The sequence below is a fragment of the Luteibacter sp. dw_328 genome (assembly GCF_018449605.1).
Taxonomy (GTDB): domain Bacteria; phylum Pseudomonadota; class Gammaproteobacteria; order Xanthomonadales; family Rhodanobacteraceae; genus Luteibacter.
The window spans coordinates 63,052-88,511 of record NZ_JAAVUW010000001.1; the positions used below are offsets into that span (position 1 = coordinate 63,052).

Sequence of the window (25,460 nt, forward strand, 5' to 3'; positions counted from 1 at the left end):
TGCTCGCGGTAACCTGCAGCACCCCTCTCCGCAGGGATCGCCGCTGAAGCGGCTCCCACAGTAAAGCTGCCTCCTGGAGGGAGGCTGTCTGCCACAAGTGTTAAGGGCGCCTCAGTCCCCATGGCGGGCCCTGCTATGATGCCCGCCTGACTTTTGTTCATCCGGGGTTGACGTGCTCGAGATCCTTCTGGCTGGCGGCTGGGCTTTGCTGCCGATCCTCATTTGTTCCTTTGTTGCGCTCGCGATCATCCTCGAGCGTTTCTGGGCATTGCGCCGTTCGTCCGTGTTTCCGCCGGGCCTGGGCGCTGAAGTGCGGGAGTGGGCGCGATCCGCCTCGCTCGACGCCTCCCACCTCGAAGCCCTCGAGAAAGGCTCCCCGCTGGGTGAACTGTTCGCCGGCGCCCTTGCCGTGCGCGACCGTCCGCGCGAGCTGATCAAAGAGCGCATCGAGGACACCGGTCGCCATGTGGTCCATCGCATGGAGCGCTACCTCAACACGCTCGGCACCGTGGCCCTCATCGGCCCGCTGCTCGGCCTGCTCGGTACCGTCATCGGCCTCATCCGCATGTTCATGGGTGTGATGGCCGGCGGCATCGGCGATCCGACCAAGATGGCCGGTGGTATCGGCGAGGCGCTGATCTGCACGGCGTTCGGCCTGGTCGTGTCGATCCCGGCTTACGTGCTGCATCGTTATTTCCGTTCCAAAGTGGGCGGCTATGTCGTGCAGATGGAAAAGGAAGCCACGGCGCTGCTGGACGACCTGTCCGCGCCGCGCCCGGCACCGCGCCGTCGCACCGCCGCGTCGGAAGCCGCTACCTCGCAGGCTGGCTGATCCATGCGCATCGGTTCCCGTCGCGAGGACGATTTCGAGATCAACGTCATTTCGTTGATCGACGTGCTGCTGACCCTGCTGATGTTCTTCGTGCTCAGCACCACCTTCGTAGAGCACTCCCGGCTGAAGGTCAACCTGCCCAAGGCCGACAGCCAGGCGCGCGAGTCCACGGACAACGCGCTCACCCTGGTCGTCGATCGTGACGGTCACTACTCGGTCGGCAGCGACGAAGTGCTGGGCGAGGGCATCGAGCCGCTCAAGGCGACCATCGAGCGCGTCGCCGGTAACGACCGCGATCGCCTCGTGGTGATCCGCGCCGATGCGATGACGCCGCACCAGAACGTGGTTCGCGCGATGGATGCGCTCGGCCAGGTGGGCTTTACCCGACTGTCGATCGCGACCACGCCGAGCGAGACGGATCCGGCCCGGTGAGCAAGGAAAAAGTCTCGGTCTGGGACGCCAAGACCTGGCAGACCTATAAGCGCCTGCTCGGTTACACGCGTCGCTTCCGTACCGCGGGCCTCATCGCCGTCCTCGGCATGATCATCGACCCGGCATGCCTGTCGCTTTTCACCAGCTTGCTCAAGACCCTGGTCGACAAGATCTTCGTCGAGAAGGATCCCTACACGATCTTCTGGATGCCGATCTGGATCATCGTGATCTTTGCCATACGCGGCATCGCGTCCTATGCGACGGACTACGGCATCGCCTACGTGGGTCGTAACGTGGTGCAGGCCATGCGTATCGATGTCTTCGCATCGTACCTGCGCCTGCCGGCGACCTTCTTCGCCAAGGAGCCGTCGGGCCAGCAGATCTCGCGCATCACCTATACCAGTGAGCAGGTCGCCTCGGCCTCGGCGGATTCGCTGAAGGTAGCCATCACCGAAGGTCTCACGGTCGTCGGCATGCTCTGCGTCATGCTGTACTGGAGTGCTTATCTCGCGATGGCACTGCTCGTGCTGGTGCCTTGCGTGGTGGTGATCGTCACGGTGATCAGTCGCCGTTACCGCAAGATCAGCAAGCGCATCCAGGGCAACATGGGCACCGTGACCAGTGCCGTCGAAGAAGCGGTCGCGGCCAATCGCGAAGTGCGCATCTACGGCGGGCAGGCGCGCGAAGGCGATCGCTTCGGCGAAATCGCCGAACGTCAGCGCCGCCTCAACCTCAAGGTCTCCGCGACCAGCGCCGCCTCCAGCGCCACGATCCAGACGGTCGGCGCGGTGGCGCTTGCCACCCTGGTGTTCCTCGGCTCGCGCCCGGGTGTCATCGAGACGATCACCCCCGGCATCTTCACCGCCGTGCTCACGGCCATGGGCGGTATGCTTCCCTCGCTGAAGCGTCTGGCCGGCATCCAGGCCAGCCTGCAGAAGGGTGTGACGGCGGCCGAAGACCTGTTCGAGATCATCGACACGCCGGCGGAAATCGACACCGGCACGGAAGACCTCGTTCGCACCAAGGGCGACATCCGTTTCGAGAACATCCACCTGGTGTACGAGCGCAACAACCACGTCGCCCTGCGTGGCGTGGATCTGGTCTGCAAGCCCGGTACGGTGACGGCCCTGGTGGGACGCTCCGGTAGCGGCAAGTCCAGCCTGGTCAGTCTGCTGCCGCGTTTCTACCAGCCGACCGAGGGCCGCATCCTCGTCGACGGTCGCGATTACTCGCAGTACACGCTGCCCTCGCTGCGCCGTCAGATCGCCTGGGTGGGCCAGAACGTGGTGCTCTTCGACGACACCGTGGCCGCCAACATCGCCTACGGCGAAATGGCTGGCGCCTCGGAAGCCGACATCACCGCGGCAGCGAAGGCCGCGAACGCCATGGAGTTCATCGAGCGCCTGCCCGAAGGCCTGCAGACGCAGATCGGGCAGGGCGGTAACTCGCTCTCCGGTGGCCAGCGCCAGCGTATCGCCATCGCCCGCGCCATCCTCAAGAACGCACCGATCCTCGTCCTCGACGAGGCGACCAGCGCGCTCGATACCGAGTCGGAACGCCTGATCCAGGACGCGCTCACACGCCTCATGCGCGACCGCACCACGCTGGTGATCGCCCATCGCCTCTCGACCATCGAGCACGCCGACCAGATCGCCGTCATGGACCAGGGCAGGGTCATCGAGCTCGGCACGCACCGCGAACTGCTCGACATCGGCGGCCAGTATTCGGCCCTGCACCGCATGCAGTTCCACGAGCAAGCGGCGAGCTAAGCGGTGGGCCTCGGCGCCTCACTGCAGCGACATTGGTACGGCGGCGGGAAGCCGCCGCTCTGGACGCGTCCGCTGGAGGTGTTTTACGGGGCTGTTGTGCGGCGTCGTGCGGCAGGCTTTCGCAACGATCCTTCGGCGGTGATTCGGCTTTCCGTGCCGGTCGTGGTCGTCGGCAATATCACCATTGGCGGTACCGGCAAAACGCCGCTGATCGTGGCGTTGGCTGAAGCGATGTCGGCGCGGGGTTTCGTTCCGGGTGTCGTGAGTCGCGGCTATGGCGGTAGCGAGCGTGGGCCCTATCTGCTCACGGGCCAGGACGACCCTGCGAAGGTCGGCGATGAGCCTAGTCTCATTCGTCAGAGTGGCGTACCCGTGGCTATTGGGCGCGAGCGTCCGGAAGCGGCGCAGTTGCTTATAGACGCCGGATGCAATCTCATTCTTGCCGACGATGGATTACAGCATCATCGTCTGGGTCGCGATGTCGAGATCTGTGTAATCGATGGTGAGCGTCGGCTGGGGAACGGTCATCTGCTTCCGGCCGGGCCGTTGCGCGAGCCGGCGAGCCGCCTCGCCGATGTCGACTTCGTTGTGGTCAACAGCGGCACGCCAGCCGGAGCGGAGATCGGTATGGCACTGGAAGGTGGCGTCGCGATCAATATGGCGGATCCGTCGCTGACCGCCCCACTGGCGGACTTCGCAGGACGCCCCGCACATGCCGTCGCAGGCATCGGCAATCCCGCACGTTTCTTCAGCAGCCTTACGGCGCACGGCATTGCTGTGGATGGCCATCCTTTTGCAGACCACCATGCATTCACCCGCGACGATTTTACTTTCGCCGATGGTTGCCCCGTGCTGATGACGGACAAGGACGCGGTGAAGTGCCGCGACTTCGCACGGGCAAACTGGTGGCGTGTGCCGGTGCGTGCGGTGCTGCCCGAGTCGTTCTACGACGCGATAGCTGCCCGTGTGGGAGCCGCTTCAGCGGCGATAGCCAGGTCGCCGTAACCCCATCGCCGGCATAGCCGGCTCCCACAGAAAAGGCCGGCCCGAAGGCCGGCCTTTCATTGAAACACCCAGGCGCTTACTGCACGCGCTGGACGTTACCCTTTTCGTCTACCACCACGATGTCACCCGTGCGGATAGACGAGGCATCGGCGACCTGGACATTCGTGTAACCGCCGCCGCCCATCTTCAGGCGCAGGGTGTAGCTCTCGCTGCCGCCGCCCTTGCCGATGGCGTTACCGGCGAAGCCGCCGCCGACCGCGCCGGCGACCGTAGCGACCTTGCGTCCGTTGCCGCGGCCGACCTGGTTGCCCAGGACGCCGCCGGCGATGGCACCGATCACCGCGCCTGCCGTGCCGTGGTCACGGCCCTGGACGACGTTGCGCTCGATACTCTGCACCACACCGCACTGGTCGCAGCGGACATAGATGCCGTCGGACCGGGTAATCGTGGCGGCCGAAACGGGGGCGACTGCCGCGGTGGCGAGCAGGGCGGCCATCGGGATGCCGAGGACGGTCTTGAAATTCATGGTGGTCTCCTTTCGGGCGGCTGGCAGGGTTAGCCGCATGGGGAACAGTCTAAGCATGTCGGCTGAACGACGATGGAGCGATTCTGGCTTCACGCATTCCGTGGATACTAGGCGGATGAGTACAGCCATCCTCTGGTTCCGCCGCGACCTGCGTCTTGCAGATAATCCCGCCCTTCATGCCGCCGTGGCTGCCCACGAAAAGGTGGTGCCGCTCTACGTCCACGCCCCCGACGAGGAGGGCGAATGGGCGCCCGGCGCGGCCAGTCGCTGGTGGCTGCATCACTCGCTCGACGCGCTCGACACCTCCCTGGGCCGGCATAAAGGCAGCCTGCAGATCCTGCAGGGCTCCAGCCTTGACGCCCTGCGCGCCGCCATCGAGGCCACCGGCGCGACAGTCGTCTACTTCAATCGCCTCTACGAACCGAAAGCGATCGCCCGCGACAAGGTGGTACGACGCGCGCTGGAAGCGGACGGCATCGAGGTCGCCTCGTTCAACGCCGCGCTCTGGTGTGAGCCCTGGGACATCGCCACCCAGCAGAACGAGCCCTACCGGGTGTTCACCCCGTTCTGGCGCAACCTGCGCACGCGCATCGATGCGGTCGGCCCGGTCGAAGAACCGTCGACCCTGCACCTGGCAAAATTGCCGAAAACGTCGTCGCTCGACGCACTGGGCCTGATGCCGACGCTTGACTGGGCGAGCGGCTTCGCCGAATGGACGCCGGGCGAGCAGGGCGCGCAAGAGATGCTCGACCTCTTCGCCGACGATGCCGTGGGCCACTACGTGGAAGGTCGCGACATACCGGCCAGACACGGCACCTCGCGTCTCTCGCCACACCTGCATTTCGGCGAGATCTCGCCGCTCCAGGTGGCGGAGGGCCTGCGTGAGCGCGTCAAGAAACGAAAGAACGGCGCCGACGTCGAGCCTTACCTGCGTCAGCTCGGCTGGCGCGAGTTCGGTCACCATCTGCTGTATCACTTTCCGAAAACGCCGAAGGAAAACTTCAATCCGAAGTTCAACGCTTTCCGCTGGGAAAAACGCGACGCGCATGCGCTCAAGCGCTGGAAAGAAGGCAAGACCGGGATCCCCCTCGTCGACGCCGGCATGCGCGAGTTATGGGCCACGGGCTGGATGCACAACCGCGTGCGCATGCTGGTGGCGAGCCTGCTGACGAAGAATCTTCGTCAGCACTGGCTGCTCGGCGAGAAATGGTTCTGGGACACGCTGGTCGATGCCGACCTGGCCAACAACGCGATGGGCTGGCAGTGGGTGGCCGGCAGTGGCGCGGATGCCGCACCGTATTTCCGCATCTTCAATCCGGTGACACAGTCGGAGAAATTCGACCCCGACGGCACGTATATCCGTCGGTGGGTGCCGGAGCTCGCGCATGCAAAAGGTCGCCTCGTCCACGCGCCATGGGAGGACGAGGCCTTCCTGAAACAGTCGGGCTACCCGCGACCGCTGGTCGATCTCAGACGCAGCCGGGATGAGGCGCTTACGGCGTATCAGTCGGTGCGGAGCGGTCCTTCAGGAGCAGGGCAAGCACCGGCGGAGTGACCATGGCCGTGAGCAGGGACATCGCGACGATGACGGCGTAGATCGTTTCGTCGAAGACACCGGCCGCGAGCCCCAGTGACGCGATAACGACGCCTACCTCGCCCCGCGGCACCATGCCGAAGCCGACGATCAGCGCACCGCGTCGGCCCAACGACATCGAGCCGAGGTAACCGCCGGCCAGCTTGGAGACGATGGCGATGACGGTGACCACGGCGAGCATGCCCAGCGCACTCGCGTTGGCTAGTGCCGACAGGTTCACCTTGGCGCCGGTGACCACGAAGAAGAAGGGTGTGAGGAAGGCCAGCAAGGGTGCTGTCTGCTCCTCGAGCTGGTGTCGCTGGCTGGTCTCGGAGGCGATCATGCCGGCGAGGAAGGCGCCGATGATCGCGGCCAGGTGGAACTTCATCGACAGGAACGCGAGGCCCAGGCACAGGGCCAGTACGATCGCCAGCGGCGACATCGGGTTGCTCGGCTTGTCCAGCCAGCCGGAACCGCGGCGCATGACCCGCGTGCCGCCCCAGCCGATCACGGCGACGAAGCCGATGGCACCGAGCAGCGTCCCGACCAGGCCGCCGATATCGACATCGCCGCCGCCTTGCAGCGACGACACGATGCCGAGCAGGAGCATGGCCAAGATGTCGTCGATCACGGCGGCGCCCAGGATTATCCGCGCTTCACGGCGTTGCAGTACACCCAGTTGCTGCAGCACGCGCGCGGTGATGCCGGCCGAGGTGGCGACGAAGGCGGCGGCGACGAACATCGAGCGGATCCAGTCGAAGCCGGAGCCATGCGCCCACACGGCGCCACACGCGAAGGGGATGATCACGCCGAGCACGCCGACCATGAAGGCACTCGCACCGACCTTCTTCAGATCGTCGAGCCGCGTTTCCAGGCCGACTGAGAAAAGGAGCAGGATGACGCCGATTTCCGCGAGGACATCCAGCGGGGTGCCGGTGGCGATATCCGGCACGCTGATCCAGCCCAGCGCTGAGGGACCGATCACGCAACCGGCGGCGATTTCGCCCACCACGGCCGGCAAACGCAGGCGTTGCGCAATCTCGCCGCCGATCTGCGCGGCGACGAAGATGATGAAAAGGGTCAGCAGGATGCCTGCGGAATCGTGCATGGGGTCACTCCTTGTCGTTCCCGAGGGTACCCTTTATGCCGTGGCGTCGGTGACCGTGGCAACCCGCGTGTCGCGTAGGCGGCTGAAAACCCAGCTCGCGGCGAGAGTGATCAGGCCCAGCACGATCACCGACCAGCGGAAGGCCGATACATAACCCTGGGCGTCATGGGAACCGAGGAAGCCACCCATCAGCAGCGAGGCCAGAGCGATGCCGAAGCTCATCGACAGGTATTGCGCCGTCGATGCCATGGACGAGGCCATGGCCGCGTGGCGGACATCCAGGTCCACGTACGCCAGCGTGTTCATCGAGGTGTACTGCAGCGACATGAAGGCGCCATAGACGTAGACGAAGCTGGCGATGATCCACATCGGCGTTTCCGGCGTGAGCAGCGCGAACGAGCACAGCACGATAGAGACCGCGATGGTGTTGCCGAGCAATAGCCTGCGATAGCCGAAGTGCGTGAGCAGCCGGTGGATGAAGGGCTTGACCGAGATCGAGCCGATCGCCTGTGGCACCATCATCAGGCCGGCGTGCAGCGGCGACCAGCCGCAGCCGATCTGCAGGAACAGCACCAGCAGCAGGTACATGCCGGACACGCCAAGCCGCGTGAACAGGTTGCCGGCGAGCGACACCCACACGCTGCGCACCTTGAGCAGGGAGAGGTCGCTCACCGGGTGCGCCGTGCGACGGCTGTGGCGCACATACAGCGCACCAAAGGCCACCGCGGCGAGGGCATAGCCGGCGATGCTCAGCCAGTGGCCCGACGTACCCACGGTCTCCGCGGCCATAAGGAACAAGGCCGACGACCCCGCAAAGAGCAGGAAGCCGATGGTGTCGAAGCGGTTGGCCTGTTCCACGCGGTATTCGGGCATTTCGTTACGATTGAGCAGCAGGCCGACGATGCCCACCGGCACGTTGATCAGGAAGATCAGCCGCCAGTTGGTGAATTCCACCAGCGCGCCACCGAGCAGGGGGCCGAACACGGAGCCAAGCAGCCCGAAGGTGGCCACCGTGGTCATGGCGCTGACGAATTCACGCCGGTCGATGCTGCGTACCAGTACGTAGCGGCCCACGGGCATCAGGGCGGCGCCGCCCAGGCCCTGGACGATACGCGAGGCCACCAGCTGCGGCAGCGTCTGCGCCAGGCCGCAGAGCAGCGAACCGAGGGCGAAGACCGTGATCGCTCCGCCGAAAACGCGCCTTGTGCCGAAGCGGTCGCACAGCCAGGGGCTCATGGGGATGAAGATCGCCAGGGTCAGCACGTAGCTGGTCAGGGCGGTGCGCATGCTCAGCGGGCCGACATCCAGCGCGTTCGCGATGGCGGGCACGGCGGTGTTGACGATCGTCGAATCCAGCGCCTGCATGAAGAAAGCGGCCGAAACGAGCCAGATGAGTCCGCGGTAGCGGGCCTTGCTCGACGGTTCCGCCGGTGCCAGTGCCGGGCGGTCGGTGGAGAGAGCGTGGACGTCGGTCGGTGGGAGGCTGTCGATGACGTCGTGGGCTGGCATGGCCGATCGATTATAACTTATCTACAGCTTGCAATTAGGCCGTCTTCGTCCGACAGTTTAGGGTTGTGCAAGCCACGGTTCCTAACGGACTACACACATGTCTAAAGTTTCGCCCCTGGTTGCCCGCGCTGCACTCCTTCGGGAAGGCATCGAGGAAGCAAATTACCAGTACTACGTTCTGGATGACCCCCATATTCCTGATTCGGAGTACGACCAGTTGGTGCGTGAACTTTGGAAGCTTGAGGACGAGAACCCCGAGCTCATTACGCCGGATTCTCCCTCATTGCGTGTTGGGCCTAGGGCCCTGGGCGGTTTTCCCCCTGTCACCCATGAAGTTCCGATGCTGTCGCTTTCGAACGCTTTCGAGCAGGCAGGAGAATCGGATCGCCAGAGATTCAAAGAAGTAGCGGACTTTGAAAAGAGGATTGAGCAAGAGCTTCGTCGAGATAATCCAGTCTTTTCCGTGGAGCCGAAGCTCGACGGACTTGCCATTAGTCTCCGCTATGAGTTCGGCGTTTTTGTGAAAGGTGCGACCCGCGGGAACGGGGAAGTCGGGGAAGACGTGACCGAGAACCTCAGGATGGTCAGGCCAGTGCCAAAACGGTTGCGGGGGGATGACTGGCCTGACGTACTTGAGGTCCGAGGTGAGATCATAATGAGGCGGCATGCGTTCGATCGATTTAACCAGTACGCATTGAGTCACGGCCTAAAGACCCTCGCTAACCCGCGAAATGGTGCCGCTGGATCCCTGAGGCAGCACGACCCTGCAGTCACGAAGAAGCGCGACCTCTCGTTCTACGCGTATTCCGTTGGCGCGTTCCACAATGGCATCCTTCCGTCGAGTCACTCAAAGACGCTGATGCAATTGCGAAAATGGGGCTTTCCGATCTCGCCGGAAGTTTCCACGGCGACTGGCTTCGAAGGTCTCATTGCGTACTTTCGCAAGATCGGCGAGAAGCGTGACAGGCTGCCCTACGATATTGATGGCGTTGTTTACAAGCTAGACGACTTTGAAGGCCAAATGGTTATGGGCTTCGTTTCGCGAGCCCCGCGTTGGGCGATCGCGCACAAGTTCCCTGCGCAAGAGCAAATGACCACGGTCGAGGCGATCGAGATCCAAATCGGGCGCACCGGCGCGGCGACCCCTGTTGCACGTCTTAAACCAGTGCAGGTTGGCGGCGTGATCGTAACCAACGCAACTCTGCACAATGCCGATCAAGTCGCGCGTTTGGACGTGCGTGTCGGCGATACAGTAATTGTACGTCGCGCGGGTGATGTAATTCCCGAGGTTGCGCGTGTCGTAGAAGACCTCCGTCCGGAAAGAACGGTGCCGTGGCATATGCCGATCCACTGCCCGGTGTGCGATTCAGAACTGTTGCGTGAAGAAGGCGAAGCGGCTTACCGATGCTCCGGCGGCTTGATCTGCGCGGCGCAACGCAAGGAGGCGCTCATCCACTTCGCCTCGCGCCGCGCCATGGACATCGACGGCCTCGGCGATCGTTTCGTCGATGCCCTCGTCGAGTTCGACATGGTGCATACGCCGGCCGACCTCTATGCGCTCACCGTCGACCGCTTCGTGAAGCTGAAGACGCTGGCGGACGAGCGCGACGGCTCCACGCCGGAGACGGTGAAGCAGGGCAAGGTCGCCACGAAGTGGGCGGAGAACCTGGTGGAGGCGATCGACGCCAGCAAGAAGTCCACGCTGCCGCGCTTCCTGTTCGGCCTTGGCATCATGCATATCGGCGAGAGCACCGCGAAGACGCTGGCCTTGTGGCTGGGCTCGCTGGACTTCGTGCGGCGCACGCCGGCGCCGGTGTTGCGCGTGCTGCCGGATATCGGCGATGAAGTAGCGACGTCCATTGCGGCGTTCTTCGAGCAGGAGGGCAACCAGAAGGTCGTCGACGCCTTGCTCGAAGCGGGTATCACCTTTGCCGATGAAGGCGCGCCTTCGCCCAAGCTGCGTGAGCGGCTAGGGCTTGACGTGCTGCTCGATGCCGCCAAGGTGTCGAAGCTCGGCCCGAAGAGCACTGGCATCCTCGCGAAGAACTACGCGAGCCTCGACGCGCTGGTGAAAGCGGGCGAGCACCAGTGGATCGTCGCCGGCGTGCCACAGGCAGCCGCCTCGAACCTCACCGCCTTGTTGGCCGACGCCGAACGCGTCGCCGAACTGCGACGCGCCGACGAAGCCATGCGCTCGCTGGCCGCGGCGCTGCCAGCGAAAGCCGCCAGCGCGCTGCCGCTGGAAGGGCTGACCTACGTCATCACCGGTACGATGGAGACGCTCAAGCGCGACGACGCGACCGAGCGGCTCGAGTCGCTCGGCGCGAAGGTGGCGGGCTCGGTGTCGAAGAAGACCACCGGCGTTTTTGCCGGCGAAGCGGCAGGCTCGAAGCTGGACAAAGCCAATGAGCTCGGCGTGCCGGTGTATACGGAAGCGGACCTGCTGGCCCTGCTGACCGAACACGGTGTGGCGCCATGACCGACATGAATCAGCTGCGTCTGCGCGCGCAGACGTATGCCACGATCCGCGGTTTTTTCAGCGAGCGCGGCGTGCTCGAGGTGGAGACGCCGATGCTCTCCGCCGCGGGCAATACCGACCCGAACATCCAGAGCTTCCACACGAACTTCAGTGGTCACGTGGATGCCGGTGCGCGCGAGCGCTGGTTGCGTACCTCGCCGGAGTTTCCCCTGAAGCGGTTGCTCGCCGCAGGCGTGGGCGACTGCTATGAGTTGGGGCGTGTGTTTCGCAACGGCGAAGCGGGCGGACGACACAATCCCGAATTCACCATGCTGGAGTGGTACCGCGTGGGCTGGGACCATAACCGGCTGGCGCGCGAGGTGATCGACCTGCTCGAACGGCTGCTGCTGGGCGCGGGGCGCACGTTCGAGATTGTCGAAACGACGTACCGTGGGTTGTTTCACGATGCGCTGGGCGTGGATGCCTTGCTGGATCCGATCGAGGTGCTGAAGAAACCGCTCGCCGACGCAAACATCAGCAGCGAAGGCCTGGAGCGCGACGACTGGCTGGACCTGTTGCTCACGCACCGCATCCAGCCGGAATTCCCGCGCGATCGGGTCACTATCGTTTCGGAGTTTCCGGCCAGTCAGTGCGCGCTTGCGCGCATTCGCAAGAGCGACCCGCCGGTGGCTGAGCGTTTCGAGGCGTATGTGGGGCGTTATGAAGTGGCCAACGGGTACCACGAGCTGAATGACGCGGCCGAGCAGCGCGCGCGGTTCGAAGGCGACAACGCTAAACGACGTCAGCGTGGGGATGCGGAAGTGCCGATGGACGAGCGCTTGCTGGCGGTGCTTGGCGATATGCCGGCGTGTGCGGGCGTGGCGCTGGGCATCGAGCGGTTGTTGATGGTCCTGGCGGATACCGACGCGATTGCCGATGTGTTGGCGTTTCCGTTTTCGGAAGCGTGAACATGCTCGAATCCATCCACCACGTCGCGATCATCTGCGCCGACTACCCGCGCTCGAAGGCCTTCTACACCGAAACCCTCGGCCTCAAGGTCATCCACGAGGTCTACCGCGAAGCGCGCGATTCCTGGAAGCTCGATCTCGAAGTCAGCCCGGGCGTCCAGCTGGAGCTGTTCTCCTTTCCGACGCCGCCAAAGCGGCCATCACGGCCGGAGGCGCAGGGGTTGCGTCATCTCGCGTTCGTCGTGAGCGATATCGACGCGGTGGTGGCGACGTTGGGCGAGCGTGGGGTCACTTGCGAGCCGATTCGGGTAGACGAGTTCACCGGGAAGCGGTTTACGTTCTTCGCCGATCCGGATGATTTGCCGATCGAGTTGTGTGAGCGTTGAGGTCGATCTGTGTGGGCGCCGATTCGTCGGCGATGGGGTGCTTGCGGGTGTTTAGAACTCGAGTTCCTGTGCGGCGCAGAGGTAGTCGACCATTGGCGCCAGTCGCTTGAACGTGTCGACGATGAAGGGCAGCAACTCCGACGAACACGCCAGGGCTTCATCGAAATTCTGCCCGGCGGCGAAATTCTTCCGCTTCAGGTCGTCGATCAACTCATGGTTCGGATCGAAACCGCGCGGCGGGCGCGTCAGGCTCTCGCCCCAGAACTCGAAGCGCTCGCGAAAGGCCTTTCCATGCGTTGCCCGCTTCCACGAATCCGGGTTATCGGCAAGGAAGTCGCGTAGCTTCTTCAGCACCGGCGGTTCCGGATGCCACATGCCGCCGCCCGCGAAGCACTGGTCCGGCTGGATGTGCAGGTAGAAGCCCGGTGCCTGGATTTCATGGCGGCGCTCATGGAAAAAACGCGAACCCTGCCAGCCCTTGTACGGTTGCTTGTCGTTGGCGAAGCGCGTGTCGCGATGGATGCGGTAGAGCGAACCACCCACCTTGCGCGTATCGGCACGGTAGTGCGGGCTGATCTTCTTCAGCGGGGCGTCGAGGTCGCCGATCAACGCAAGGAACGGCTCACGCACATGTTTCTCGTAGTCGTCCTTGTGCTCGTGGAACCATTCACGGTTGTTGTGGCGCATCAGCGATTTGAAGAAGCGGAACGTCGCGGGCGTGAAGTAGGTCTTGGCCATGGGTCGGGTCAGTTCGGTGCGAGTTCGAGGCCCCACGCTTCCAGCTCGTCGAGCAGGGGCAGCGGCGAGCCGGGCAGGGCGCGCAAGGCGGTGAGTTCGGCGTTGTAGTCGTCGAGGGTGAGCGTGGTCAGGGCACTGCGCCGGGTGAGGCGATCCACGCGGAAGGCTTCCCAGCGGGCCTGCTCGTCGGCACTCAGCGTGTCCGGCCAGTTGCGCGCGCGGTAACGGAACAGCAGTTCCGGGTAACGCGGATCGCGGAAATTGAACGGGCGCGTGCCGAGCTGCTCGGGTGGCGTGGCGCGCACGTCGCCCAGCAGGCGGCGATCGGCGTCAGGCAGGAAGGCACCGTAGAGGGCGAGTTCGGGATCCTCGGCGGGTGGCAGCGAGGCTGCCTGCCCATAGATTCGGCGCAACTTCTCGGCCAGGCCTTCGGCGTTGCGCAACATGTCGAGGTGGCGCTCCACGGCGGCCATGTCGAGCCCGAGACGGCCGTGATCGGCGCCCTTCAGCACGGACAGCGGCGCGAGCGCCGGCGCCTGGTTCGCGCGCACGGTACGCAGCGCCACCCGCTCCACGCCCTCGGGCAGGTCGGCGCGCGAGGTGAACACGCGGTCGGCCACGTCGCCGTCGTCGAGCGTGAGGAGGTCGGAGGGATCGGCACTGAGGTCGTAGACGATCACTTCGCCGGCGCGTGACGGATGCGCGGCCAGCGGCGCGATGACCGTGAGGCAGTGGCGGCTCGCCGGGTAGCGCGAGGATACGTGAACGACCGGCGTCATCGCCGCCACGTCGAGCAGCTCGAAGACGCGTTGCTTGCGGCGCAGGGCGAAGTACCAGTCCCACAGTTTCGGCTGATGCTGGCGGATAAGGCGGGCGAGGGCGATCAGCGCTTCCACGTCGGAGAGGGCGTCATGCGCGCGGTCCTGCTTCAGGCCGTTGGCGGTGGCCAGGTGTTCCAGCTTGAAGCTGGGGCTACCGTCTTCACGCGTCGGCCAGACGATGCCTTCGGGGCGCAGGGCCTCGCACAGGCGCACCAGGTCGATCAGGTCCCAGCGTGAATTGCCGTTTTCCCACTCGCGCCCGTACGGGTCGTAGAAGTTGCGGTACAGGAGGTGGCGGGTGAATTCATCGTCGAAGCGCAGCGAGTTGTAGCCCACGGTGCAGGTGCCCGGCACGGCCAGCTGTTCGTGGATCGCCGCGGCGAACTCGGCCTCGCGCATGCCCTCGCGCTCGGTCAGCTGCGGCGCGATGCCGGTGATCAGGCACGCCGCCGGCTGCGGGGGCATGTCCCGGGGCGGCTTGCAGTAGATCATCAGGGGCTCGCCGACGACGTTCAGGTCCGCATCGGTGCGGATGCCGGCGAACTGGCTGGGGCGGTCCCGGCGGGGATCGGCGCCGAAGGTTTCGTAGTCGTGCCAGAAGAAGGTCGGTTCGGCCATCGGGGAATGATCGCATACGCTAGACTGCGCGGTACTTCCAAGGAGAACCCATGACGCCCGCACACGAGGACAACCTCATCTGGATCGACCTGGAGATGACGGGTCTGGACACGGACAACGACTCCATCCTGGAGATCGCCACGATCGTGACGGACAAGGATCTGAACGTGCTGGCCGAAGGCCCGGTCTTCGCCATCTCGCACAGCGATGCCCGCCTGCAGAAGATGGACGCCTGGAACCGTAACCAGCACCAGCGCTCGGGCCTGTGGGGCCGCGCGGTGGAATCGGATGCCACGCCCGAACAGGCCGAGGAGGCCACCATCACCTTCCTCAAGAAATGGGTCCTGCCCGGCAAGTCGCCCATGTGCGGCAATTCCATCTGCCAGGACCGCCGCTTCCTGCACCGCGAGATGCAGAAGCTGGAGCGTTTCTTCCACTACCGGAACCTCGACGTGTCCACGCTGAAGGAGCTTTCGCGTCGCTGGTCGCCGGAGATCGCACGGGGCTTCAACAAGGACTCCGCGCACACGGCACTCTCGGACATCCGCGATTCGATCGACGAGCTCCGTTATTACCGTCGATTCATGGGCCCGATGGCGGGCACCCAGCAGGGCTGAACGCATGAACGACCCCTTCGCCACCGTACTGGACTGCAACGGCCGTGCCCTGGTCCTGGACCGGCCGCGTGTGGTCGGCATCGTCAACGTCACGCCGGATTCCTTCTCCGACGGCGGCCGGTACGACAGCCTGGACGCCGCTTATGCGCATGCGCTGAAGCTGGTGGAAGAGGGCGCGGACATGCTCGACATCGGAGGCGAGTCGACCCGCCCCGGTGCGGACGACGTCTCCGCCGAAGACGAGATTCGTCGCGTGCTGCCGCTGATCCAGCGCCTCGCCGCGGCGACGACCGTGCCGCTGTCCATCGACACCTCCAAGCCCGAGGTGATGCGCGCCGCGGTCGGCGCGGGCGCCGGCATGATCAACGATGTCTACGCGCTGCGCCGCGAAGGCGCGCTGGACACCGCTGCCGAGCTGCGCGTGCCGGTCTGCCTGGTGCACATGCAGGGTGAGCCGCGCGCCATGCAGGACGCGCCGGACTATGACGACGTGGTCGGCGAGGTCCACCGCTTTCTCACCGATCGGCTGTTCTCCTGCGAGCTGGCCGGCATCGACCGCAAGCGCGTCCTGGTCGACCCCGGCTTCGGATTCGGCAAGAACCTCGAGCACAATCTGGCCCTGCTGAGAGCGACGGCCCGGTTCGCCGAGCTCGGCGCGGGCGCCTATGTGGGTGTCTCCCGCAAGTCCATGATCGGCGCCATGACCGGCCGCACCGATCCGGCCGCTCGCGTCCACGGCTCCGTGGCCGCCGCCCTGATCGCTGTCCAGCGCGGCGCCGTGCTGGTCCGCGTGCACGACGTGGGCCCGACGGTCGACGCCCTGGCCGTCTGGGCCGCCGTCAAAGCCGGCGATACCGCCCCCCGCATCGACAAGCCCTCGATGCCCCGCTGGCCCGACGACGACTAAGAGCGGCCGCCACCCTCATCCCCTTCTGTAGGAGCCGATTCATCGGCGATCGGGTGCTCGCGCCAACTCGGCCAGTCCCACAAAAGTGCTACAGGCCTTTGGAATATCTGGTTAAAGCCCCTGTCGGAGTATGCTTCTCCGTCCCCGGCAGGATGATCAGCATGAGCGAGCGCAAATACTTCGGCACCGACGGCATCCGCGGCCACGTGGGCACCTATCCCATCAGCGCGGACTTCATCCTTCGCCTCGGCCGGGCCCTCGGCGCCGTGCTCGCGCGCCGCCGCGCCGCCGACGGCAGGGGCCCGAACGCCGGTCCCGACCGCCGCGACCATGGCCGCAAGGTCACCGTGGTGATCGGCAAGGACACACGCGTTTCCGGCTACATGTTCGAGTCGGCGCTCGAAGCCGGCCTGGTCGCCTCCGGTGCAGATGTGCGCCTGCTCGGCCCGATGCCCACCCCGGCTGTGGCCTTCCTCACCCGTTCCCTGCGTGCCGACGCGGGCATCGTGATCAGCGCCTCACACAACCCGCACCAGGACAACGGCATCAAGTTCTTCTCCGGCCAGGGCGAAAAGCTCGACGACGCGCTGGAAGCCGAGATCGAGGCTGAGATCGAGGCCGAATTCGTCACCGTCGCCTCCGAGGCGCTGGGCAAGGCCAGCCGCATCGAGGATGCGGTGACCCGCTACGCCGAGTTCTGCAAATCCACGGTGGCCGACGAGTTCAGCCTCAATGGCCTGAGCGTGGTGCTCGACTGCGCCCATGGCGCCACCTACCAGGTGGCCCCAAAAGTCTTTCGTGAGCTGGGCGCCGACGTATCCACCATCGGTGCCGAGCCGAATGGCCTCAACATCAACCACGGGGTCGGGTCCACGGAACCGGCCGCCCTGGCGAAAGCCGTGGTGGAGCGGGGCGCGGACCTCGGCATCGCCTTCGACGGCGACGGCGACCGCGTGCGCATCGTCGACCGCGACGGCACGGTAACCGACGGCGACGACATGCTCTACGTCATCGCCCGCCACTGGAAGCGCCGTGGCAACCTGCCGGGCCCCGTGGTGGGCACCCTCATGAGCAACTACGGCCTGCAGCGCGCCCTGAAGCAGATGGACATCCCCTTCGTCCGGGCCAACGTGGGCGACCGCTACGTGCTGCAGCAGTTGAAGGAACATGGCGGCGTGCTGGGCGGCGAGACGTCCGGCCACGTGCTCTGCCTGGACCGTTTCACCACGGGTGACGGCATCGTGGCGGCGCTGGCGCTGCTCGAAGCCCTGGCGGACGACAACGAGACCTTCGCCTACGCCCGCGCCGGCCTGGTCAAGCTGCCGCAGACCATGCTCAACGTCCGTGTGGAGGGCGCCAAGGCGGCCCTGGGCAGCGATTCGGTCAAGCAGGTCCTCGCCGAGGTCGAAGCCGTTCTGGAAGGCCGCGGACGCGTGGTGCTGCGCGCCTCGGGCACCGAGCCGCTGGTCCGCGTGACGATCGAAGCCGCCGATGCCGCCGAAGTGGAACGGCTGGCGGCGCGACTGGCGGACGCCGTAAAATCGGCGGCTCAGGCGACCGCCTGACGCCTCCACCGGACTTCGCATGAAAAAGGTTCCCACCCTCGATATCCGCCGCTACGACACCGACCGCGAGGCCTTCGTGGCCGAGCTGGGCGCGGCCTATCGTGAATTCGGTTTCTGCTGCATCAGCGGCCACGGCATTCCTGTCGAGGCTGTCGACGGCGCCTACGACGCGTTCAAGCGCTTCTTCGCCCTGCCGGACGACACCAAGCGCAAGTACCACATCCCCGGCGGTGGCGGCGCGCGGGGCTATACGCCCTTCAAGGTCGAGACAGCAAAGGACAGCAAGTTCGCGGATCTGAAAGAGTTTTGGCACATCGGCCGCGAGATCCCGCGCGACTCGAAGTTCGCCGCCGTCATGCCGCCCAATGTCTGGCCGACCGAAGTGCCGGATTTCGAAGATAAGGGCTACGGCATCTATGAAGCGCTGGACCAGCTCGGCGCGCGCGTGCTGCGCGCCCTGGCCCTGCACATCGAGCTGCCGGAAACCTTCTTCGACGACAAGATCGATTCGGGCAATTCCATCCTGCGCCCGATCCACTACCCGCCGATCGTCCAGGAAGATGTGCCCAATGTGCGCGCCGGCGCCCATGAGGACATCAACTTCATCACGTTGCTGGTCGGCGCGAGCGCCGAAGGCCTCGAAGTGCTCACGCGTGAAGGCGACTGGTTGCCCATCACCACCGAAGGCGACGCCATCGTGGTCAACATCGGCGACATGCTCCAGCGCCTGACCAACCACGTGTACCCGTCCACGACGCACCGCGTAATCAATCCGCAGAACGCCAACGCGCGCAAGCCCCGGTATTCGGTGCCGTTTTTCCTGCACCCCAACCCGGACGTCGTTCTCGACGTGCTGCCGTCCTGTGTCACGCCCGACAACCCGAAGCGCTACCCGGAGCCGATCACGGCCCACGAGTACCTGCTCGAGCGTCTGCGCGAGATCAAACTGATCTGACGAACCCTTAGCGGGTTTTTTACCGGGAGGGTCCACCATGGACCCTCCCGGTTCCGTTTCCGGAGCACCCCCGTGAAGACATCCAGCCCGCAACTGCGAGCCAAGCGTTCGTCACCCTCGAATTCACGAAAGAAAGGCACGACAAGGTCGGCGGCAGAACGTGTGCGTCGGCAGCGCACGGTTTCCTCTCGCGGCGGCCGCCGCTAATCGCCAGCCCCATGTGGGAGCCGATTCATCGGCGATGCCGCGGCAGCGGCTAAAGGGCATCGCCGATGAATCGGCTCCTACCGAGCAGGGTGCTGCAGGGTGCGGGTTCTTCTTATGGCGCGACCAGGTCGGACGGGGCAGCAGCCTCGCCCCGGTGCAACAACGGATGCGCAAACACCGCACCGATAATCACCGCCACGCCAAGATAAAACGTCCAGCCCAGTTCCCGCTGCTCGCCCAGCAGCGGAATCGCCAGCACGATCGCGTAAACCGGCTCGAGGTTCGTCACCATCTGCGTTGCAAACGCCGTCAGATGTCGCAGCGCTGCCAGCGCCAGCGCGAACGGCAGCAACGTGCACCCATACGCCAGCACCACCATCAGTAACGCATCGTGCAGGCTCGGCAGGACGAAGGCCGGCGTCGCCATGAATGGTGCCAACACGGTAAGGAACAACGTCCCCGTACCCAGTTCGATGCAGGTCACCGTGAGTGCATCCGCCCGATCGATCAGTCGCTTGTTGAACGCGCTGAAAAAAGCGACGAACAGCGCGGAAAGCACACCGATCGCCAGGCCTAGCCGCATCTCACCCGGCAAGCCACCCGCCACGAGGACGACGCCCGGCACGATGGCGGCACCGATCAGCAACTCGCGTGGATCGAAGCGACGACCGGCTACCCAGGGTTCGACAACGGCGAGGAACACCGGGCACAAGGCGATGCATGTCGCCGCGACGGACGCGTTGGCGAGCTTGATCGCGCCGTAGAACGTGAGCCAGTGCAGGGCGACGATCACGCCGATGCCCGCGTAGGAAAGCAGCAGCTTCGGCGACAACGCACGCAACCCGCGCCATACACGGGGCACACAGAGCAGGGTGGCCGACACCAGCAACATGCGCCACCACACCAAGGGCAACGCCGCCAGCGTGATCAGCTTGCCGAGGATGGCGGTAAAGCCCCACAGCAGGACACAGAAGTGGATCTGGAGGTGGGCTCTTCGGGAAGGCAGCATGCCCGCAAGCTTGCGGCAAAACGCAGTTCTTGTGTAGGAGCCGATTCATCGGCGAAGGCCGCGGCAGCGGCCACCGTCTGGGCGATACCATCGCCGATGAATCGGCTCCTACAGGATGCAAGGGCAGTCAGCGTTATTTCTTCTTTGCGTCGGCCTGGGCCTGGGTCTTGCCCGGGGGCGGGGCTTTCGGCGGAGCGCTCCTGAGATCGTCGAGGAGCGGCTTGCACTGGGTGGCGTCGGCCTTACCACTTTCGGGGACGGCCAGGGCAGCGAGGGCGGCGACCGGTGCGGCGAATACCGCGAGGGCGACGGCACCACCGCCGCGGAGGATGAGCGGCCCCGGATGCACGCCGACCGACGGGTTCTTCATCGTGCCGTGCACGTACAGCGGCGAGCGCAGCGAGAACAGGCGGAAGCCCTTCGTGTGCGGCACGATGTCGAGATTGAGCTTCTCGCTCTTGAAGTCGATGTCGCCGGTCACATTGATCAGCGCCTTCTCCGTATCGAAGGCGAACAGCTTCGAATCCATATCGCCGTTCGTGGACACGAGGTCCGCCGCCATGCAGTTGATCTTGACCGTCTCGTCGCCGAACAGCTTGTTCACTGCATAGCTACCGACATTCAGGCCGGCCAGTTCCAGCAGCGAACTGCTGACCGCGCCATCGTTGATCAGCAACTTGATCTCGCCGTTGGAGCTGCCCAGCAAGGCCGCCGGCGAATTGCCCACGGCAGTCAGGGAAGCGTCGCCATTGAGTTCACCCAGCGTCGTGTCTCCCGGCGCCAGTTTGGGAAACAGCTCCTTCAGCTTCATATGCCGCGCACCCATGTTGAACGTGCCTTTCATGGGCGTGGCGGAGCCATCGACGTGGATGTTGCTGCCGACCGTGCCACCGGCCACGCCGAACCTCAGAGGGTCGAGGGCGAGCTTGCCGTCCTTCATGGTGAGATGGGTGAAGAGGTTGTCGACCGGCAAGCGATCGCCATGAACGATATGCACGCCGGTGAACTCGACATCGGCGTCCATCGCGTTCCAGCGATCGGTCTTGAACGGCTCGACCGGAAGCACCTTGTCGTCGGGCTGTTTCACCGAGTCGCCGCGCTCGGTTTTCTCTGCGTTGGAACCGCCGCCGACCAGTGGGGCGAGATCCGAGAACAGCAACTGGTTCGACTTCAGCTTGCCGGTCAGGCTCGGACGCTGGCCACCGGTGTTGAAGGTGAGGCTGCCGCCGAGATCGCTGCCGCCGACCTTGCCGGTGAAGTTGTCATAGGTGAAGACGCTCGCGCCCTTCTTGAGGTTGGCCTTGAGATGGCCTTCCGTGGCGAACGGCGGCGTATCGGGAAGGGTCACGCCGGTGAGATCGTAGAGATGCGACATGCTCGTGCCCGACAACCACAGGCGGATGTCGAGCGCACCCACGTTGAGCGGATCGGTCAGCGTGCCGACGAAAGCAATATGAGTGTCACCGAAGCGTGCGTCGGCCTGCACAGGGAAGGGACGATTCGTGTCGCGAAGCGCGAGCACACCGCCGGTCTTCGCCTTGGCTTCGACAGTCGACTTCTTGTACGTACCCTTGGCGTCCCATTGGAACTGGTACACCTGCTTCTTCTTGGTCTGGTCCTGGCGATCCGTGTCTCCGGCGCCGTTCCTGGCCATGGCCTTCGTCGTGGCGCCATTGGTCTTCGCGGCCTGCGCGCGCGAATCCTTCTCCTGCTGCGCCATGATCTCGTCGAAGGGAATGCCCTTGCCCAGCGGCGTCACGTCAATACCCATGGCGATCTGGTTGGTCGCGTCGTTGAAATCGACGTGACCCTTGTCGAAGGCAATGGCGTTGAGCTCGAGCTGCCACTCGGACGGGCCCGTGCTCTCGGGCATCTTGAACGTCCAGGTGTTGTCGCCGTTCTTCACGCGCTCGAGGTCGATAACCGGTTGACCGAGTCGAATCTCCGGCACGACGATGCGGTGCGAGATAAGCGGGAACGGCGAAAGGCGGAACTCAAGGGACTGCAACGTCGCGAACTGTTTCGTCTTCGCCCAGTCCGGGTTCGCCACCGTGATGTCGAGCGCGGTGAAGTGCGGCCACGGAATCAGACTGACCAGCCCGTCTTCGCCTGGCTCGCGCGACCAGTGTGCCGAAAGGTCGCCATTGATGGCGAAAGGCCGGCCGATGGCCTCGGAAACCTTTTCGTTGATCGTCGGTTTAAGCCTGTTCCAGTCGAACAGGGCGATAAACAGAATGATCACGATGATGAGCAGGATCAGGATCCCCACCACCCACGCCACTATCTTCCTTCCACGCCGCATCATGTCGCCTCCACTCCCATAACGGTGACAGAGGTAACCGGTGGGCTGACAAGGTTATGTGTTCGTGGAAGGCGGCGATTAAGGGACGTCCACGGAATGTGACGATCGACGGAACCGGGAACGGCTAGCGCGCGGCCCCTTTCTCCAGCCGGATTCGTAGCGGCAGGTCCAGCACGGAAGACCGTCTTGCCAGTAATTCGGCAAGGCGGGCGCGAAGCGCCGGCTCGGTTTCCCACCAGCCAAGTGCCGAGTCCGACCAGACGGCGAGCATGCCATTCCACCAACGACGTTCAGCGTCGGTCGTCGGTTCGAAGGCAAACAGGAGGTCGAGACGCTCGCCCGCGGGCAGGGCATCCAGGAGCTCGCCCGCGGAGCCCGTCGCCGAGTTGGGAAGCGCCGTCCAGAGCAACCGCAAGCGATGGTTTACGAGTGGAATGTCCCCGCTACGGCAGAACCCGGCGAGTACACGGCGGACGCGGGGGCTGGGATCGCTGGCGAAGCGAACGAACTCCGCGTCCGTGGCCCTCATGCCCAACCTCATCAGCGCGAGCAATGCGGCGGCACGGACGCGCGCGAATGGATGGACCAGTGCCCGGCGCAAGCGGGACTCGTCGTCGGCTGTCGAGTGCTCGGCGAGGGACAGGTACGCGCTCCACGGTGCCGTCCCGGCATCGACAAGACCACGCCAGAATGCGACGGGATCGTCGTGATATTGCGTGCGCAGGGTGTGCGCCGCGAACGAGCGCATGCCTGCCGACCTGTCGATCAAGGCGCGATGCAGCACCTGCAGCGGCACCCGCGACACGTCGCGTGCGATGGCGCGAAGTGCGTACTGCCGAACCAGTGGGTGCTTCGCTCTCAATCCTGAGGCCATCACGATGGCCCGTGACGCAACGGGAAGTTCGGCAAGCCGTTCGAACACGATAATGGGAATCGTGGGGTCGGGGTCGGCGATAGCCTGTTCGAGAACGCGTGCCTCAACCGGGGCACGTTGTTCAAAGAGGAAGCGCAGAGCCCAGCGTTTCAAAAGCACGAACGAGGTCAACGCACGCTCGAGGCGCGCGTCGCTGGACGTCAGCCATGCCTCCAGTTTCGGGTCCAGGCGGTCGTGGGGAAACCGTACATGGCCACGCATCCTGTAGATGAGCGGCATCAGGGCGAACACGTCGTCATCCGTGGACCGATCGAGCAGACGTGCCGTCATGTCCGTGGCCACGTGGCGGATGGGATCGACCCAGTCCGCGCAACGCAGGAGACTGGCTGCCAGCGCCAGGCGCGATCCGCCCGGCTCCATCGCGCGCAGGGCCCGCTCACGCAAGCGGCCCGACCAGTGCATCGTGAGGAGGAACTGGCACGCCTCGCGCGTGGCATCGTCGATGTCGGGCCGGGACGCACGATCGAGCAGGTCCTCGGGCAAGTCGTCGCCTCGCGGCCGGCGCGGGGAGCGCATCCCCTGGTCGATATCGACCAGGAACGAGGAATACAGGGCGAGGAGCACGGTACGCGCCGGGAAGCGATGACCGCTCGCACCAAGCCGTGAGTCGATGCTTGCAAGGACGCGCAACAGCACGTCCTCGAGAAGGTTCTCCTGCTCCATCGGCAGGGCGGCGGGGCGCTGCCGCCAGAGGTGAAGCCAACGAATGAACGTCATGCGCATCGCCATCCTTGTGAGCCGATCCGCCTAGTGTGCTGGCAACTCAGTCAGCCTGCCAATACCCGGTCGCCTTCACCCAGTCCTTGTCGATACCGCGCTTTTCCACGAGCAATGAGCGTAGGGCGCGGGCGCGCATGGACTCGACGGCGACCCACCAGAACGCGTCGCCTGCAGGGATCGGCAACGCCGCGAGCGCTTCGTCCATCGAAGGCGACTCACCGCGAACGAACCAACGCACATCGCGGCGAAGCGACTGCTTCTCTTCGAGCGAGGCGATTTCCGCGAACACGGTCGCAGGCGTGGTCGAAGGCATCTCCTCGAGCCAACGCCCCATGGCGGGCAGGGCAGTCTCGTCGCCGACCAGCACGTAGTGATCGTAATCGTCGGGAATGACCATGGATCCACGCGGGCCGCCGACGCCGAGCGTGTCGCCGACTTTCGCCGATTCCGCCCAGGTGGATGCCGGGCCTTCGCCGTGCAGCACGAAGTCGAGGTCGAGCTCGTTGCTGGCGGCGTCGTAGCGGCGCGGCGTGTAATCGCGGGCCGGTGACGGCGTGACGCCCTCCGGGTAGACCGGGCCGTCCGGTCCCATCGTCGGGCGGTTGATCGCGCCGTCTTCGACGGGGAAGAAGACCTTGACGTGGTCGTCCGGCGACGCGGAGACGAAGCCCTTGAGGTCCTCGCCGGTGAGCGTGACGCGGACCATGTGGGGCGTAAGCCGCGTGACCTGCTTCACGTCGAGCAGGCGCATCTTCAGTTCGTGGCGCACGCGCTGGATAGCGTGCCGTTCGGTCGCACTCATGCGTTGCGCTCCGCGATGGCCTTTGCGGCGGCGTGGATGATGCCGGCGACGCGCTTGGTTTCGGCATCGTCCCAGCTCTTGTGGTGGTTCATGAGCTGGTGCTTGATCGTGTGCATGGCTTCGCGGATGCCGTCCGGCACGCCCATGCGGCGCATGTGACGGGACATCACCTGCAGGCGTTCGGTGAGGGCTTCGAGGGTGTCGCGGTTGTCCTGCAGGAACTGGCTGCCTGCTTCGGTGATGGCGTAGAGCTTCTTGCCACCGGTCTCGGCTTCGACGCGCGCGTAGCCGAGTTCTTCGAGCATGGTCAGGGTCGGGTAGATGGCGCCCGGGCTGGGGCTGTACTGGCCGTCGAACATCTCTTCGATAGTGCGGATGAGTTCGTAGCCGTGGCGCGGCTGCTCTTCGATCAGGGCGAGCAGGAGGAGGCGCAGGTCGCCGGTGCCGAACATGCGGCCGCCGCCGAAACGACCGCCGCCGCGCCCGCCGCGCATGCCGTCACGGTCGTCGAAGCCGAACGGGCCGCCGCCGAAACGGCCGCCGCGGCCCATGGCCATGGCAGCCATCTTGTCGTGGAACCGGTGCTTGGCGTGGTGGAAAAAGTGCATGGGTGTTCTCCGATGTATCGTACGTAGTGATCGTACGATATATCTTAAGAAACACTCTTGGCAAGTGACCGACCCTCGACAGATGGTCGAC

At 64.9% G+C, this 25,460-nt stretch carries 22 protein-coding genes; 12 read left to right on the top strand and 10 right to left on the bottom strand.

Going from position 1 to position 25,460, the window contains the following annotated elements; all coding sequences use genetic code 11:
* Positions 1-172 precede the first annotated feature (172 nt).
* The 4 genes from HB634_RS00235 to lpxK are packed head-to-tail and all read left to right on the top strand — an operon-like array spanning position 173 to position 4,038.
* Positions 173-832, top strand: coding sequence for a MotA/TolQ/ExbB proton channel family protein (locus HB634_RS00235; RefSeq protein WP_197478282.1), 660 nt, complete (start codon positions 173-175; stop codon positions 830-832).
* Positions 833-835: 3 nt separating this feature from the next.
* The gene (locus tag HB634_RS00240; protein WP_063571911.1) at positions 836-1,264 is read left to right on the top strand and encodes a biopolymer transporter ExbD; all 429 of its coding nucleotides are present in this window, start codon (positions 836-838) and stop codon (positions 1,262-1,264) included.
* Entirely contained in the window at positions 1,261-3,033 is a 1,773-nt protein-coding gene (gene msbA / locus HB634_RS00245) for a lipid A export permease/ATP-binding protein MsbA (RefSeq protein WP_213946916.1), read from the top strand. Before HB634_RS00240 ends, msbA begins: the two co-directional genes overlap by 4 nt.
* A 3-nt stretch (positions 3,034-3,036) precedes the next feature.
* A complete protein-coding gene (lpxK, locus tag HB634_RS00250; RefSeq protein WP_213946917.1) occupies positions 3,037-4,038 on the top strand; it encodes a tetraacyldisaccharide 4'-kinase in 1,002 nt (333 codons plus the stop codon).
* A 76-nt stretch (positions 4,039-4,114) separates the two neighbouring features.
* Here lpxK and HB634_RS23000 read toward each other — a convergent pair whose 3' ends face one another.
* Positions 4,115-4,564 carry a glycine zipper 2TM domain-containing protein gene (locus HB634_RS23000; RefSeq protein ID WP_213946918.1) on the bottom strand — a complete coding sequence of 150 codons (450 nt, stop codon included), beginning with the start codon at positions 4,562-4,564 and terminating at the stop codon, positions 4,115-4,117.
* A gap of 115 nt (positions 4,565-4,679) precedes the next feature.
* Between HB634_RS23000 and HB634_RS00260 the strand changes: the two genes are divergently transcribed.
* On the top strand, positions 4,680-6,119 hold the full coding sequence (locus HB634_RS00260; protein WP_213946919.1) for a deoxyribodipyrimidine photo-lyase: 1,440 nt from the start codon (positions 4,680-4,682) through the stop codon (positions 6,117-6,119).
* On the opposite strand, the gene HB634_RS00265 is transcribed toward HB634_RS00260, so the two are convergent.
* Positions 6,058-7,245 (bottom strand): cation:proton antiporter, encoded by a 1,188-nt coding sequence (locus HB634_RS00265; protein ID WP_213946920.1) that lies wholly within the window; start codon positions 7,243-7,245, stop codon positions 6,058-6,060. The two genes, HB634_RS00260 and HB634_RS00265, sit on opposite strands and share 62 nt — an antisense overlap.
* Before the next feature lie 33 nt (positions 7,246-7,278).
* Positions 7,279-8,754, bottom strand: coding sequence for an MFS transporter (locus tag HB634_RS00270; RefSeq protein WP_213946921.1), 1,476 nt, complete (start codon positions 8,752-8,754; stop codon positions 7,279-7,281).
* A gap of 97 nt (positions 8,755-8,851) precedes the next feature.
* Between HB634_RS00270 and ligA the strand changes: the two genes are divergently transcribed.
* From ligA to HB634_RS00285, 3 genes are read left to right on the top strand one after another with little or no spacing between them, the layout of a single operon-like run.
* Positions 8,852-11,233, top strand: coding sequence for an NAD-dependent DNA ligase LigA (gene ligA / locus HB634_RS00275; RefSeq protein WP_213946922.1), 2,382 nt, complete (start codon positions 8,852-8,854; stop codon positions 11,231-11,233).
* Positions 11,230-12,180 carry an EF-P lysine aminoacylase EpmA gene (epmA, locus tag HB634_RS00280; protein ID WP_255548295.1) on the top strand — a complete coding sequence of 317 codons (951 nt, stop codon included), beginning with the start codon at positions 11,230-11,232 and terminating at the stop codon, positions 12,178-12,180. The genes ligA and epmA overlap by 4 nt, the downstream gene beginning before the upstream one ends.
* A gap of 2 nt (positions 12,181-12,182) precedes the next feature.
* Positions 12,183-12,566, top strand: a complete 384-nt coding sequence (locus HB634_RS00285) for a VOC family protein (RefSeq protein WP_213946923.1) — start codon at positions 12,183-12,185, stop codon at positions 12,564-12,566.
* A gap of 51 nt (positions 12,567-12,617) precedes the next feature.
* Here the strand turns inward: HB634_RS00285 and HB634_RS00290 are convergent, their stop codons facing one another.
* On the bottom strand, positions 12,618-13,304 hold the full coding sequence (locus HB634_RS00290) for a DUF2461 domain-containing protein (protein ID WP_213946924.1): 687 nt from the start codon (positions 13,302-13,304) through the stop codon (positions 12,618-12,620).
* 8 nt (positions 13,305-13,312) lie between these two features.
* Entirely contained in the window at positions 13,313-14,743 is a 1,431-nt protein-coding gene (sbcB, locus tag HB634_RS00295) for an exodeoxyribonuclease I (RefSeq protein ID WP_213946925.1), read from the bottom strand.
* Positions 14,744-14,793: 50 nt separating this feature from the next.
* Here sbcB and orn point away from each other — a divergent pair, with 50 nt between their 5' ends.
* The 4 genes from orn (at position 14,794) to HB634_RS00315 (ending at position 18,787) form a co-directional block, all read left to right on the top strand.
* Entirely contained in the window at positions 14,794-15,360 is a 567-nt protein-coding gene (orn, locus tag HB634_RS00300) for an oligoribonuclease (protein WP_213946926.1), read from the top strand.
* 4 nt (positions 15,361-15,364) lie between these two features.
* Positions 15,365-16,267, top strand: coding sequence for a dihydropteroate synthase (folP, locus tag HB634_RS00305; RefSeq protein WP_213946927.1), 903 nt, complete (start codon positions 15,365-15,367; stop codon positions 16,265-16,267).
* A 161-nt stretch (positions 16,268-16,428) separates the two neighbouring features.
* Complete coding sequence (gene glmM / locus HB634_RS00310; protein WP_213946928.1) at positions 16,429-17,832, top strand: phosphoglucosamine mutase; 1,404 nt, start codon at positions 16,429-16,431, stop codon at positions 17,830-17,832.
* A gap of 19 nt (positions 17,833-17,851) precedes the next feature.
* On the top strand, positions 17,852-18,787 hold the full coding sequence (locus HB634_RS00315; RefSeq protein WP_213946929.1) for a 2-oxoglutarate and iron-dependent oxygenase domain-containing protein: 936 nt from the start codon (positions 17,852-17,854) through the stop codon (positions 18,785-18,787).
* Positions 18,788-19,106: 319 nt separating this feature from the next.
* Here HB634_RS00315 and HB634_RS00320 read toward each other — a convergent pair whose 3' ends face one another.
* The 5 genes from HB634_RS00320 to HB634_RS00340 form a co-directional block, all read right to left on the bottom strand.
* On the bottom strand, positions 19,107-20,003 hold the full coding sequence (locus HB634_RS00320; RefSeq protein ID WP_213946930.1) for a DMT family transporter: 897 nt from the start codon (positions 20,001-20,003) through the stop codon (positions 19,107-19,109).
* Between the two features lie 133 nt (positions 20,004-20,136).
* Positions 20,137-22,308, bottom strand: coding sequence for an AsmA family protein (locus tag HB634_RS00325; RefSeq protein WP_213946931.1), 2,172 nt, complete (start codon positions 22,306-22,308; stop codon positions 20,137-20,139).
* A 121-nt stretch (positions 22,309-22,429) separates the two neighbouring features.
* Complete coding sequence (locus tag HB634_RS00330; RefSeq protein ID WP_213946932.1) at positions 22,430-23,956, bottom strand: hypothetical protein; 1,527 nt, start codon at positions 23,954-23,956, stop codon at positions 22,430-22,432.
* Between the two features lie 46 nt (positions 23,957-24,002).
* On the bottom strand, positions 24,003-24,761 hold the full coding sequence (locus tag HB634_RS00335) for a siderophore-interacting protein (RefSeq protein ID WP_213946933.1): 759 nt from the start codon (positions 24,759-24,761) through the stop codon (positions 24,003-24,005).
* Positions 24,758-25,369, bottom strand: a complete 612-nt coding sequence (locus tag HB634_RS00340; RefSeq protein WP_063571816.1) for a PadR family transcriptional regulator — start codon at positions 25,367-25,369, stop codon at positions 24,758-24,760. The genes HB634_RS00335 and HB634_RS00340 overlap by 4 nt, the downstream gene beginning before the upstream one ends.
* Between the last annotated feature and the right edge of the window lie 91 nt (positions 25,370-25,460).

Bases quoted from the DNA above. Each gene is read 5' to 3' on its own strand.
- ligA (WP_213946922.1), top strand. From the start codon at position 8,852: ATGTCTAAAGTTTCGCCCCTGGTTGCCCGCGCTGCACTCCTTCGGGAA.
- epmA (WP_255548295.1), top strand. From the start codon at position 11,230: ATGACCGACATGAATCAGCTGCGTCTGCGCGCGCAGACGTATGCCACG.
- HB634_RS00340 (WP_063571816.1), bottom strand. From the start codon at position 25,369: ATGCACTTTTTCCACCACGCCAAGCACCGGTTCCACGACAAGATGGCT.
- HB634_RS00285 (WP_213946923.1), top strand. From the start codon at position 12,183: ATGCTCGAATCCATCCACCACGTCGCGATCATCTGCGCCGACTACCCG.
- HB634_RS00240 (WP_063571911.1), top strand. From the start codon at position 836: ATGCGCATCGGTTCCCGTCGCGAGGACGATTTCGAGATCAACGTCATT.
- HB634_RS00335 (WP_213946933.1), bottom strand. From the start codon at position 24,761: ATGAGTGCGACCGAACGGCACGCTATCCAGCGCGTGCGCCACGAACTG.
- HB634_RS00270 (WP_213946921.1), bottom strand. From the start codon at position 8,754: ATGCCAGCCCACGACGTCATCGACAGCCTCCCACCGACCGACGTCCAC.
- HB634_RS00320 (WP_213946930.1), bottom strand. From the start codon at position 20,003: ATGCTGCCTTCCCGAAGAGCCCACCTCCAGATCCACTTCTGTGTCCTG.
- HB634_RS00315 (WP_213946929.1), top strand. From the start codon at position 17,852: ATGAAAAAGGTTCCCACCCTCGATATCCGCCGCTACGACACCGACCGC.
- HB634_RS00330 (WP_213946932.1), bottom strand. From the start codon at position 23,956: ATGACGTTCATTCGTTGGCTTCACCTCTGGCGGCAGCGCCCCGCCGCC.
- glmM (WP_213946928.1), top strand. From the start codon at position 16,429: ATGAGCGAGCGCAAATACTTCGGCACCGACGGCATCCGCGGCCACGTG.
- orn (WP_213946926.1), top strand. From the start codon at position 14,794: ATGACGCCCGCACACGAGGACAACCTCATCTGGATCGACCTGGAGATG.
- HB634_RS23000 (WP_213946918.1), bottom strand. From the start codon at position 4,564: ATGAATTTCAAGACCGTCCTCGGCATCCCGATGGCCGCCCTGCTCGCC.
- folP (WP_213946927.1), top strand. From the start codon at position 15,365: ATGAACGACCCCTTCGCCACCGTACTGGACTGCAACGGCCGTGCCCTG.
- HB634_RS00290 (WP_213946924.1), bottom strand. From the start codon at position 13,304: ATGGCCAAGACCTACTTCACGCCCGCGACGTTCCGCTTCTTCAAATCG.
- HB634_RS00265 (WP_213946920.1), bottom strand. From the start codon at position 7,245: ATGCACGATTCCGCAGGCATCCTGCTGACCCTTTTCATCATCTTCGTC.
- HB634_RS00260 (WP_213946919.1), top strand. From the start codon at position 4,680: ATGAGTACAGCCATCCTCTGGTTCCGCCGCGACCTGCGTCTTGCAGAT.
- HB634_RS00325 (WP_213946931.1), bottom strand. From the start codon at position 22,308: ATGATGCGGCGTGGAAGGAAGATAGTGGCGTGGGTGGTGGGGATCCTG.
- sbcB (WP_213946925.1), bottom strand. From the start codon at position 14,743: ATGGCCGAACCGACCTTCTTCTGGCACGACTACGAAACCTTCGGCGCC.